Origin of the sequence: Phascolarctobacterium succinatutens CAG:287, from assembly GCF_000434895.1 — a bacterium.
Lineage (GTDB): Bacteria > Bacillota > Negativicutes > Acidaminococcales > Acidaminococcaceae > Phascolarctobacterium_A > Phascolarctobacterium_A succinatutens_A.
This window is the reverse complement of record NZ_FR892776.1, coordinates 19,010-31,923: the sequence shown is the minus strand read 5'-3', so window position 1 is coordinate 31,923 and position 12,914 is coordinate 19,010. Positions and strand designations below refer to the sequence as shown.

The following is a 12,914-nucleotide window of genomic DNA, read 5'->3' as shown; positions in this document are numbered from 1 at the left end:
TTTTAGGAACCCTTCTTCTTATTATGTCCACTTTATGGGGTATATTTTACGGCGAGACCTTCTGCCTTACCTTCGGCGAGACCTTCTGCTTTGCCTTCGGCATGTGCTTCGTCACGCAGGTCTTTCATACGCATTTCGTAAGTCATATAGGCATCCCTCACTTTCTTGTCATTTTTAATTTCTACAATCGTGTCAGCAACCTCACGTGTAAAATTACTGTTAATAGTATTGCTGTTGATGTAGTCAAACAGACTTTGAATGTCCGGTGACACATCACCTTTGATTCCCAAGGTATTGAGAAACATAATAACTGCTTCATCTGCCAATTCAATATTCATGTTTTCCAGACAACGCTTCTTAAAGGTATAAATACGCTGGGAATCCTGAAAAAAATCAAACAGACAGAAGAAAATTATATACGTAGGAGATAATTCGTCATAATCCTGACCTTTTTGCAGCATATCAGTATCAAGCATAGCCTGATAGTAGCGGGTACGCTTAGGCAAAAGAAATTTTCCTGTAGCACGATTAACAGGATTCTTTACCTGCATTTCCAAATTGTAATGAGTATTGGCAGCATCTGCAATCTTGACATCCAAACGAATACCATGGCTGTCAGGATAAACATCAATAGTCTGCTCTGCTTCAAGATAGGTAATATCTGCAATTTGGGTATGTAAAAGCTCTTCTAAAATATGCTTGCAGATGCGCTTTCTGAGCATAACGTGCTTGAAAAGAAAATCGTTGGACAGAGTCAGCTTATCGAGATTAGAGATTTGCTTTTGCATATGTTTCCTCCTTTGATTATAGCATAATTTGCAGTAAAAATATATAAGCCGGCAGTTGCGACTGATATAAAGGAAAAGGCACCTGCCGAAAGCTCGACAGGCGCCACTGGTCCGCACGACCAGGCATAAGCTCCGCAAAAATGCGGCTACCTATGCAACTAAGGTAATTATAGCACAGAAACGTTTTGAAAACAATAGTTCGTAAAAAGAAAAGTAACGTTGTAATTATTGATATATTCCCTATGACAAAAGGCGCTCTCCCTTGCGGGAGAACGCCTTTACTGTTTACTGAGCTTTATTCATTTGTCACTGCCGACAATTTATTTTGCCAGCTTGTTGCCGTAATGGTCACGCTCGCCTTTGGTTGCGTTAACGCGTACACGCTCGATCTTGTTGCGGTCACCGTCTTCGCCGCTGATGCGGTCTACACGGATGCGTCCCAGCTCAGGCTCAAATTCTTTGATAATCTTTTCTTCCAGAGCTGCACCGTTTTCGATTGCACGATAAAGCATTGCAGCAAATTCATAACGGGTCATCAGGCGGTCACCGCCGAAGCTGCCGTCAGGATAGCCTTCGACGTAGCCGTTGCCTGCCAGCTTAGCGATGTATTCATATGCCCAATGGTTAGCCGGGATATCCGGGAAGAGCTTGGTCTTGCTTTCATCCAGCATACCGAATGCTTTTTCCATCTTAGCCATCTTAGCGCCCATTTCTGCCAATTGACCGCGCAGGTCGATAACCTCACGAGCCAGAGCAGTACGGCTGTTGCTTACATGGTTAGTACGGTCCAAGGAGAAGGAGATGCCTGCGTTAACCATGTTTTCGCCGTTGCCTACAGTACCGCCAACGCTGAACATTACCTTTTCATCAGGACGGTAGTAAGCGCCGATTGCTGCTGCGTTTTGGCCTGCATAGTTGCCATAGCCGGCAGAGAAGGTCAGTTTGTCGTCCGGATCGAAGTCCATCGGGTGCAGTGCTGCCAGAGCTGCTGCGCCTGCGCCAACCTTGTTCACGCGGCTGCTCAATTGACCGATGCGGTTGCTGTTGCTGATAACCTGGTTTTCAACACCATCAATGCGGTTGTTGATCTTAGTTTCGGTATCAAACAGCTGACCACCGTTAATAGCGTCTTTGGAATCCTTTTCTACCTTACCATCTGCTACGTTGGTAATATTCTGGCCGTTTGCATTCAGGCCCTTATCGCTGATATAGGTCTTGTCGCCAACCTTTACGCCTTCATCGCTAATGGAGGTCTTTCCAGCAGTTACAGCGTTTTCAGTTACACTAACCTTTTCACCAACCTTTAGACCATCTTTGTCCATTATAGTTTTGTCAGCTTTAAAGGTATTGGCGGTTACGCTGTTAACATTGATATCGTCTGCCAGTTTAACATTATAATTCTTGCCACCGTCAGCATTGATAGTAGGATCTTCTACAACGATGTTACCGCTACCGCTAACTGTAGTGTGTTGTTTAGCTGCGGTTGCTGCTACATCATTCAGCTTTTGATCCAACTTGCCGATTGCGGTAGTAGTACTGTCGCCATCAGCAATATCACCTTTGTCTACCTTGCTGTACTGCAAATCACCAACCTTGTTATCTAGCTTCTGGTTCAAGTTATTTACAGCATCAACAACGGTGGTAGTACCATTCGAGTTCTTCAGGTCATTGTTAATGTTATTAACGTTACCTAAATCGCTTGCTTTAGCAACATCGGTAATGGTAACGGTATTAATCTTCGTACCAGTCTTATCAACAACGTCCATATTAACCTTGTTGTCAGCACCTACACCGTATTCACCCGGTTTGATATGGGTATCGGTATTGCCTGCTTGAACTGCTGCATTCAATTGGCCTACGTTAACGGCATCGGTAGAAGCGGTACCTGCGGTTACGTTATGGATTTGGCCATTACTGCCAAAGGTTACATTATTATTGATAGTAACGTTTCCGCCGGAGAAGCTGATGCTACCGCCGCCTACGCCAGTGATGGATTCAATGCCGGTCAATTTGTTATTCAGCTTAAAGCTAACTTTATTACCAGCATTGCTTACTTTGATGTTATCATCGCCATCAAATTCAACTTCATCACCAGGTTTTACATCAGATACATTGCCATTGTTAGTTTTCAGCTTCCAGCCCTTGTTGGCAATTTCGCTTACTTTATTCAGTTGGCTTACGTTTACAGCGTCGGTATCAGCAGTACCTGCTGCTACGCCGGTAATCTTGCTACCTGCAACATTCAGGCCACCGCTGATGGTTGTACCATTTTCACCAAGCATAATAGATTTTGCAGTATAATCAGCACCAATATAACTCATGCCAATACCGCTATTAGTAATTGCGAAGGACTTATTAGCATTGGAAATGCTGATGCTGTCGGCATTAAGGTTAATCTTGGAAGCACCGTTGGAGACAGAGGTAATGTCTTTTAAATCACCTGCAACATTTACCTGGTAATCAGTCTGCCCGTCAGTTGTTACAGATGTAACAGTTGTATTCTTGCCGTCGGACAAGGTAGTTTTTTTGCTTGCTTCCGCTTTTACAGCGTTCAGTTGGCCTACGTTTACAGCGTCGGTTTCAGCTTCGCCTGCTTTTACATTGGTAATCGTTTGGCCATTTGCGTTCAGACCGCTGCTGGTAATATATGCTTTACCTTTGTAGCCTACGCCTTCATTCTTATCCATGAAGAAGTCGCCAGCTTTTACGCTGTCTACAGTCAGCTTTTTGTTCAACTCTACCTTTACATCTTTGCCAGTATTGCTGACTTTGATGTTGTCGTCACCGCTGAATTTTACGGTATCACCAGCTCCTACCTTAGTTGCTGTACCGTTTTCTGTTTCTACTGTCCAGCCTTTACCAACTTCGTTTGTCAAATTATCTACTTTTTTGTTGGTTGCGTCCAACTGGCCAAAGTTTACTGCATCTTTCGTTTCAGTGCCGTTTGCTACATTTTGGATTCTGCCGTCACTGTTAAAGGTATTTTGGTTAACCTTAACATTGCCGCCATTAAAGCTGATGCCGCCTGCCCCAGTGCCATTGATGGATTGAATGCCAGTCAGAGCGGTGTTCAGTGCCAAACCGTTGCTGTTAACTACGAGGTTAGAGTTATCCTGCAGCTTCAGGCCGATTTCCAATGCTCCATCTTTTACGGTAGAAGTAATGCCATCTGCACCCTTAACCTGAACTGTATTGCCCAAAGTACTGGTAACTTCGCTGCCTTTATCATCTTTCAGACCGAAGGTCTTGTTACTGATATCAGTATTGATGCTGTTCTTTATGTCATTCAACTGGCTACCGTTTACTGCGTCAGTAGAGCCTGCAGCGATTGTACCTGCTGCTACGCCGGTAATCTTGCTGCCAGCTACATTTAAGCCACCGCTGATGGTTGTTCCGTTTTCACCAAGCATGATTGATTTTGCACTATAATCAGCAGTGATATAGCTCATACCAATACCGCTGTTAGTAATTGCAAAGTATTTATTACCATTGGAAATGCTGATGCTATCTGCATTCAGGTTGATTCTGGAATCACCATTTCTAATGGATTTGATATCCTCCAGCTCATCATTCATCTCTACTTTAACCTTAGTACCGTTATGGCTTACGCTGATGTTCTTGTCACCACTAAAGTCAACAATTTCGCCGGGTGCTACTTTAGAAGCTGCATCGCCGTTAGTGGAAAGCTTCCAGCCTTGGTTTGCTACTTCACTTACTGTTTTCAATTGGCCTACGTTTACAGCATCGGTATCATCAGTGCCATCTGCTACGCCGGTAATCTTTTGGTTATTTGCGTTCAGACCGCTGCTGGTGATGTATGCCTTATCGCCATAACCAATACCTGTAGCAGACATAAATGAACTGCCTGCTTTTACGCTATCTACGGTCAAATTCTTATTCAGCGCTACCTTAATATTGTTACCAGTATTTGTTACTTCAATATTAGCACTATCGCCGTTGAATTTAACTTCATTACCAGCTTCGCCAACAGTCACAGTAGTTTTGGTGCCACTATCTGTAGTAAATTTCCAGCCTGCATCCATTACCTTCTTCAGCTGTTCTTCTGTAGCAGCATTGCCTCTAGTTGCAAAGTCTGTATAACCAATATTAGTATTATGTAAACCGGAAACTACTCCGTCAGTACCATTAATTGTTACAGGAGTTTTTCCATCAGTACCGCCGCCAACTACTACGCTGTTTTCACTAAAGGTAGTATTGTTAACCTTAACATTAGCACCGTCAAAGCTAATCTTGCCTTCGCCTGCGCCTTGGATAGATTGCATGCCGGTCAGATTTTTGCTGACAGAAATTGCGCCAACATTAATTTTGATGCCATCGCCTGCAGTGTAAGTAGTATCGGTATCTGTAATGGTAGTTGCATTGCCATCAACAGTAATAGTTGTAGTTTTGTTTGCTGCATCTTTTGCAACACTTACTACAGAGCCGGATTTGATAGTATATTCCTGACCATTGATTTTAATGCCTGTTGTAGCTTCTGTAGTACCAATAGCCTCTACCTTAGAACCGGTAGCAAAGGTCTGATTAGCTGTACCATTAGAAATCTTAACGAAAGTGTCACTGCCTTCAGTACCGCCACCGCTGGTAACGGTAATAGCACCTTTGACAGGCGCACCTGCTTCGGTATTGCCATTTCTTACCAAACCGATAATTGCAGAATTTGTACCTGCATCTGTAGTCATGGTAACTTCTTTAATATCGTCACGATGCAGCTTATTATCATTTTCCACTAATACAGCCAAATCTTTCTTATACTCAGCCAAGCGATAAGATTGCATGGTAGCGCTCGGGTCAGTAACCTCGGCAGCCCAATAGCTGTAGAAATGATCTCCATCCTTTACAGTCATAAGGATTTCATTGTTTTTGCCAAAGACGGTGCCTTTATAGAAATCACTGCCACTTTGATTAGTAAACACACCAATCTTACCATCAATAACGTATACGTTGCTGTAATCTACCGGTTTTCCGTTATAAGTGTAGGCCTGCTTAGTATCATCCCATTTAAGCTTGTCACCTACAGTTACAAAGCCTTTAGGCATCCCATTTGCTTGGTCAATTAAATCAACATAACCATCTTGGAAGTTTCCGTTCTCAACATAACCTTTCCAACTGGAATCCTGAATAATATAACTCCAATCACCGGCAACAGCAGCTCCGCCACCGTGGCTTACACCAGCAAAAGCACTTGCAGTAATCCTGCTTAATGATTCGCCCATATTGGTTACTGTACCACTTGCTGAAACCATCGAAGTTACTGATTGCAAAATGCTGCCTGTATCACCATCACCAATATACGCTACATCAGCAGCTTTGCCATGGGCGGAAAGTGGTGTATGCAATTTGCCATTTTCTTCAACCGTCAGTTTATAGCCTGCACGCACCCAATATTTATTGGTTGCATCATAGATATACTTATGCCCATCAATCGTATCTTCTTGTCCATTAATCAAACCAGCTGTTTCATCAAAAAACGCAACATATTGAGACTTAGCCGTTGCAGCTACACTAGGCGGCGCCGCCAGCACGTCAAAGCTTGCACAGGTCATCACACCCATTGCAATCAGCATTGCCAACAGCTTCTTCGTAGAGCAGCTTTTGCTGCCTCTATTCTTCGCGATTTCCGAAACAACAACGTAAGCATTGCGTGCTTCGTTCCAAATGACTTTAAATACCTTGTTCATGCTACATTCCTCCAAAACGCTTTTTTAATATTTATCTATTTACGTGGCCCCAATCCACGCGAGGAAGCTTATCTTATTATGCAACAATATATTTTTATTAATAAATAATACTGTATTTTCGTACTTTATTTAATAGACTTTATTTTCGTAATGGCTTTAATATACTGTACTTTTCGGACATTCACTATTGTGGTTTATCATTAGACGAACATCCACAATTGTATATCAAAGGCCAAAGGTAGATATATTTTAATTAATCAGATAATTATTCTCTCAACATATACCTTATTTTTTATTATACCATCTTTGTCCGTACCAGACAAGCATTGTTCTTGTCTTTATAGTTTAAAAGCATATTCTTTTACACTAAAATCAGTTGACTACTTAATTTTTTTATTTACAAAACGAGTTTAACACTTTTCCGTATTATGCAATATATTAGGCAAAAGCTTATGTATTCATATTCTTTTTTTCAGACACAAAATCTAACTAAAGGCACCAAAAAGGCCAGCACATATACATTTGTCAAAAAAGCAGCTCGATAGCATCGCAGTTGTATGTGCAAGAAAATTTTTCTAGCACGCTATATTTTTGCAAAACTGCCATTTTCTTACTATACTCAGACTACTATGCAGTTCAACACTAGAAATTTTAGCACTACCTTATCTTTATTTCTTTTTTAAATTTTATTTATACTTAACGCGACTAAAAAATATCGCCATTTTTAGAAGAGATTTTTGCAATATGTTGCACTTTTATCTTCTAAACACGCCACCCAAAATAGCAAAAGCCCCCGGAGCAGGGCAAGCCTGCTTCGAGGGCAATCAGTTTAAAAATTTATTTTGCTTTCGGTCCCAGGCCGTACTTCTTCAGATAACGGTACAGGGTTACACGGCTAACATCAAGCATTGTTGCCAGCTTACTGATATTGCCGCCGGCGGATTTCCAAGCTGCAATAAAGGCTTCCTTGTCATACTTCCAAGAGCGCTCCAAGGTTTTGTCACCGGGCAGCTTAATGTTTTCTGCTTCGATGATGCTGCCGGGAGTGTGGAAGAAGGCCTGCTCGATAACACCCTGCAGCTGCTTGATGTTACCCGGCCAGCTGCAGGACAGCAGCAGGGAAACAGCTTCGGGAGAAAGGCGTTTTTGCGGCAGGTTGTGCTGAGCGGACATTTCCACCAGAATATGCGAAGCGATAACCTCGATATCCTTCACGCGCTCACGCAGAGGCGGCACACGCATGGTAGTATCCAGCACCAGCTCATAGAGGTTGCGGGAGAACAAGCCCTTGTCTGCCAAACGCTTGAGGTTGGAATCGCAGGCTGCGATTACGCGCACGTCGAACATACGCGGCTTGCCGCCCTTTTCCTTGGCAGGCAGTCCATGTGTAAGTGCGTCAGCCAGCTTATCGCCCATTTCGAGCGGCAGCTTTTCTACCTCGTCCAGGAAGAGTGTGCCGCCAATTGCCAGCTCCAGCTTGCCTGCGGATTGCTGTCCGTCATCATCAGTACCAAAGAATTCAGCTTCCAACTCGTCCAGCGATGCGTTGTGGCATTTTACCGCAATCAGCGGAGCGGCAGCGCGCGGGCTGGCCTGATGAATGCCATGTGCCAAACGTTGCTTGCCGGTACCGGGCTCGCCCTGCAGCAGGATATTGTGGTCAGTGCGGGCAACGCGGCTGGCCTTATGCTGCAGCGCCAAAAATTCGCTGGTTTCGCCAACCATGCTGTACAGGCTGTAACGGCTGCTGTAGCCGGTTGCATGGGCGATGGTTGTTTTCAAATCCTCAATGGACATGGAAAGCACCAAAGCACTTTCTACCTCGCTGCCAACCTTAATAGGCATAACGGTGGTAATATCCTCAAAGGTTCTGTCTTGGGTAATCCAGGTAATTTCACGACGCTGCGTTGCCACGCCATGCAGCGCTTTTTTAATAGGAATATGCTCGTAGTTCAGGAACACGTCCTCCAGACGCTCATGTCCTTCCAGACGCTTGCGGCCATTTTCGTTGCAGTATTTCACGCTGCCGTCCTTGCCCAGCCAGTAAACGGTTACCGGCAGCTGTTCCATCATAATGCGGTTGATGCTCCATGCCTCCAGCATGTTCAGGTGCTGTTCGATGGAATATTTCATCGTCATCAGCAGGCTCAAAAGCAAATCATAGGGCAAATCGTTCTGATCCAAAGAAAAGAAGGAAATAATATAGCGGATTTTACCATTGACGCAGATAGGCGCGCTGCAGGCATCGCCGGAATGGCTGTCCTTAATCCACATTTCCGGACCAAACATCAAAAACGGTACGTTGTGCTCACGTGCCACGCTGATGCTGGAGGTACCAACATCCTCCTCCAATACGCGCATACCCTGAATATCCTCGATAATGCGCTGGAAGAACGGCATAGCATAGTTTTTTATTACATAGCCGTTTTCATCAATCAACAGCATGCTCAGGTTGTGGATATTGAAGTGCTGCTTGCTTTGCTCATACAGGCCATCAACATATTTAACAATGAACTCATGCGTCTTTTGATGCGCGATAATCTCTTCGCGGCTCAGCTTGTTGATTTTAGGCATTGTTTCATGCGGCAGATGCATAGCACGGCAGCGTTGCCAGCTTTCAGCAACCCACGGATGCACGTTGGGATCAACAATACCCTCTTCCATAAACTTTCTGTAATAAGAAGCCAGCTTATCCTTATTTCTTCTCTCACGAATCATGTTTTATACCCTCCCCGTCTGTCCGGCAGTCGGCTGCCGTCAGCAGAACTTTTTATTTATTAACCTCGCCGTTCGTAATCAACACCCGGCGTGCTCCAAAATAACGTTGTTTCCAATACTCTTCCTTCAGCGACGAAAGGATTACACCCTTGGACGAGGATGCACTCCAAAATTGTCCGTCACCGGCATATATACCCACGTGCGATGCTCCCGGCGCGTAGGTGGTAAAAAACACCAAATCACCCGGCCGCAGCTGCTTCTGCGTTACAAAAATCCCCTGTAACGCCTGCTCGTCTGCCAGTCGCGGCAGCTTGGCCTTGCAGTCCTTAAACACATACTGCACGTAACCGGAGCAGTCAAAGCCATTGGTCGTGGTTCCGCCGAACACATAGGGAACACCTTTATATTTGGCTGCGCGACTGACGATTTCCTTGCCCTGCACCTTGCGGATTCCCTCCTTAGTGAAGGCCTCCCAGGTCAGCTTCTGATAGGTTGCATCATTCAGCTCACCGTCCGCCTTCAGCTTGTGCTGCTTCTGGAAGCTTTTCAGCGCGCTGCTGGTAGCCTCCGTCATGCGTCCGCTGGGGCGCTCGTCACTGAAGCCCAGCACCTGCAGCTTTTGCTGTGCCACCTTCAGGCGCCAGTTGCTTTGCTGCACCTGCACCTTAGACTGCTGTTTGTCCTTAGTTGTTTTAGTCTTTTTCTTTGCGGTTTTCTTCGCCTTTTTCTCAGGCTTCGCCTGCTTGGACGCCTTCACTGCGGCAGCAGGCTTGGCTGCGGTATCGGCCTTGACGGCAGCAGGCTCCGGCACCGCCCTCACAGGCCGTGCCTCGCTTACGGCCGGCGGCGTTGCCACCGGTGCCTTATGCGGTTTGTTGCTGACAATAGGCGCTGCAGCCTGTGCCTGCCATGGCAGGCTACAGGCCAGCATGATTACAGTCAGCACAGAAGCCAGCTTCTTTTTCATCTTCATCAGCCCCGCTCAAATGCAAAATTAAAAATTAATTGTAGTTATATACGTCCCAGCTTTTCAGCTTGCTGAGCTGAGCAATACTGTAATCTATATCGCGCAGCAGACGCTGCTTGTCATGCGGCAGTGTTGCTGCCAGCTGAACGTAGTTTGATACATGGTTACTGCGGAAAAGGCAGTGTCTGTCCGCAGGTAAATCTATATTTTCTATTATCAGCTTCAGCTCGCGCATCAGTCCTGCCGGTGAAAGCGGATTGAATTTGCCTGCCTCGTACTGGTCCAGCAGCTCGCTGCCGCGGTACAGCATCAGGCAAAGCGCGCTCAGATGCGTCGGCTTGATAATATTAATCGCCTTAGCAGTTGCCAGTGCGTGGCGTTCGCTGCCCTCCGCACCTGCCAAGCCCAGAATAATCATCATGGAAAGCTTCATGCCGCTGGCAGTAACTCTGCGTCCCGCTTCTACCGCCTGCTCGGCATCAACACCCTTGTTGACAGCCTTCAGCGTAGCGTCGTCGCCTGTTTCCATGCCGTAATACAAAAGCTTCAGGCCTGCTTCCTTCAGCTGGTGCAGCTCCTCTTCGCTCTTGCGCAGGATATCCTTGGGCGCAGCATAGCTGGCAACGCGCTGCAGATGCGGAAACTGCTCGCGCAGTACCTGCAGAATCTTCAGCAGCTTAGCCGTAGGCAGCACCAAAGCATCGCCGTCCGCCAAAAAGACACGGCGCACCTTGTTCTTGCCGTAATGGGCCGCCAGTGCTATCTGACGGGAAATTTCTTCATCCTTTAAAATCTGAAAGGGAACACCTCTGTACATGTTGCAGTAGGTGCATTTATTATGTGCGCAGCCGCGCGTAACGCGCAAAATAAAGCTGCGTGCCTCACTGGGAGGTCTGAAGACTGGTGTGTCATAAGAATCAAAAAACATTTCTACTATTCTATCTCATTTTACTTTGATTGATTTGGCGCCAGTTTGAGATCTCAGAGATTTTGTAAAGTATAGTACACTTTAATATTATTATACTAGATTTTTCGCCATTTGTAACGTCCAACTGAAAACTTTTTGTTACTTTTTTTACAGAGATTTTGTGAAACATTGTCAGAGTGTAAAATAACTGTGATTTTCCGCGCCTGTTGGCAACGGTAAGGACGCTTAGGCAGGCAAAACCGGACATAACAGCATATACCCGCACACAAAAAAATACGCCTGCGGGCACAAACAACAGTATCGCCGCAGGCGCACCAAGGAGGCTGACACAGGTCAGCCTCCGATGATTCATATTATTTTTTTCGGTAAGCATAACGCTTTACAGCATCAGCTTATCATTTGCGTTTTCTGCGCAGGAAAAAGAAGGCAGCACCACCGATGATAATAATGCCGCCGATAATCGTCAGCCAGCCAAAGCCATCATCGTCATCCTCATTTTCTTCCTCATCCTCGGCAACAGGCAGCTCCGCAGTGCCCACAGCCACCGGCCATTGGCTCTTCATCTCGCCGTGGACTGCCGTAACGGTAACAACGCCGTCAGCCTTACCGATCAGCTTGCCATCTTCAATCACGGCAATTTTTTCATCGCTCACGCTCCACTCCGGTGTCACGCCGTCAGCCTCGCCCACAACGTAGGCCTCCAGCTTCAGCGCCTCGTCTATTCCCAAGTTCGCCGGCAGATTCGGAGCCTCCAGCTTCGGCTCATAGGCAGTAATCTGCGTCATAAAGGCCTTTTCTCCCTTTTCCAGCAGCAGCTTCCCGGTAATCGTCGCAGTTCCCGGCTTCACAGCCAAAAGCTGCACATCGCCGTCCACCTTCACTATATCACTATTGGAGGAACGCAAATCCGTTACATTATAGCCTACGCAGCCCGGCAGCGAAGCAACTATGCGTGTACGCTCGCCCACCTTCAGGCTGGCCTCCTCCGGAGCCACCGTCACCAACGGACTAAGCTCGGAAGCTGCGGTTGCAGGCAGGTCGGGCGCATCCTCGTCACCCTCCAGCTCGCCGCTTTCGATTGCAGGGCCTTCAAGCTCATCCTCCTCTACAAGCGGTGCTCTTTTGGCAGCCAACATATTGATTGGGTCACCGTAAATAAGGCTTACCTCATCCTCTTTATCGTTGCGGTACACAGCGCTCAAATCGGCAGCTACCAAAAATTTGGCAATAACCTCGCCCTCATCATCCAGTGCCGTCAGCTGATAGAACCATCCGTCCACCGGCTCCTCCGCATAGAGCAGCTTATAATCATCAACATCCTCCGGCAAGCCCGTCTGTTTTTCCGGCAGGCCGGCAAGCAGCGCGGCGGCAGCAGCCTCGGATACATCAAAGCTGTCCTCGTTAAATCTGTATTCACCCTGAACATCAAGCGGCAGCGGTCCGTCCTGATAGGCGGTAATGCTCTTGTCCTTCAGTACGAAGCGCAGCTCCACCGTATCATTATTTTGGTAATCTACCTCGGCAATACCGTCGCCATCTTCATTAATTTCAAAAACACCGGCAGTAACGAACTCCTCCGCACTGTCCTCTTCCTCGCTGCCACGCATAACCTTCAGCTCATAAAGGTATTTATCATCGCCCAAAGGCTTGATATTCAGCACGCCGTTATTATACTGACTGCTTTCTGTCCACACATAGCAACCTGCCGTATTCTTCCAGTCATTTTTGGAGGCGGCGCCTGCCAGCAGCGTCAGGCTGCACAGCAGCAGGGTAAGCATAACAGCTACGATAATACGCATCATTTTTTCTTTCAT

Annotated in this window: 6 protein-coding genes; all 6 read right to left on the bottom strand. The window is 46.3% G+C overall.

All coding sequences use genetic code 11. From position 1 onward, the window contains the following. Positions 1-32: 32 nt before the first annotated feature. The gene (locus tag BN587_RS03550; RefSeq protein WP_021719775.1) at positions 33-788 is read right to left on the bottom strand and encodes an Rpn family recombination-promoting nuclease/putative transposase; all 756 of its coding nucleotides are present in this window, start codon (positions 786-788) and stop codon (positions 33-35) included. 320 nt (positions 789-1,108) lie between these two features. Further along, a complete protein-coding gene (locus tag BN587_RS03545) occupies positions 1,109-6,487 on the bottom strand; it encodes an ESPR-type extended signal peptide-containing protein (RefSeq protein WP_021719774.1) in 5,379 nt (1,792 codons plus the stop codon). Positions 6,488-7,324: 837 nt separating this feature from the next. After that, positions 7,325-9,205, bottom strand: coding sequence for a sigma-54-dependent Fis family transcriptional regulator (locus BN587_RS03540; protein WP_021719773.1), 1,881 nt, complete (start codon positions 9,203-9,205; stop codon positions 7,325-7,327). A gap of 52 nt (positions 9,206-9,257) precedes the next feature. Continuing rightward, on the bottom strand, positions 9,258-10,178 hold the full coding sequence (locus BN587_RS03535; RefSeq protein ID WP_021719772.1) for a C40 family peptidase: 921 nt from the start codon (positions 10,176-10,178) through the stop codon (positions 9,258-9,260). Positions 10,179-10,206: 28 nt separating this feature from the next. Then, a complete protein-coding gene (locus BN587_RS03530) occupies positions 10,207-11,100 on the bottom strand; it encodes a radical SAM protein (protein WP_021719771.1) in 894 nt (297 codons plus the stop codon). A 395-nt stretch (positions 11,101-11,495) separates the two neighbouring features. Further along, positions 11,496-12,914 carry an Ig-like domain-containing protein gene (locus tag BN587_RS03525; protein WP_021719770.1) on the bottom strand — a complete coding sequence of 473 codons (1,419 nt, stop codon included), beginning with the start codon at positions 12,912-12,914 and terminating at the stop codon, positions 11,496-11,498.

Coding starts and splice junctions, on each gene's coding strand:
- BN587_RS03540 (WP_021719773.1), bottom strand. CDS start 9,205: ATGATTCGTGAGAGAAGAAATAAGGATAAGCTGGCTTCTTATTACAGA.
- BN587_RS03535 (WP_021719772.1), bottom strand. CDS start 10,178: ATGAAGATGAAAAAGAAGCTGGCTTCTGTGCTGACTGTAATCATGCTG.
- BN587_RS03550 (WP_021719775.1), bottom strand. CDS start 788: ATGCAAAAGCAAATCTCTAATCTCGATAAGCTGACTCTGTCCAACGAT.
- BN587_RS03525 (WP_021719770.1), bottom strand. CDS start 12,914: ATGAAAGAAAAAATGATGCGTATTATCGTAGCTGTTATGCTTACCCTG.
- BN587_RS03530 (WP_021719771.1), bottom strand. CDS start 11,100: ATGTTTTTTGATTCTTATGACACACCAGTCTTCAGACCTCCCAGTGAG.
- BN587_RS03545 (WP_021719774.1), bottom strand. CDS start 6,487: ATGAACAAGGTATTTAAAGTCATTTGGAACGAAGCACGCAATGCTTAC.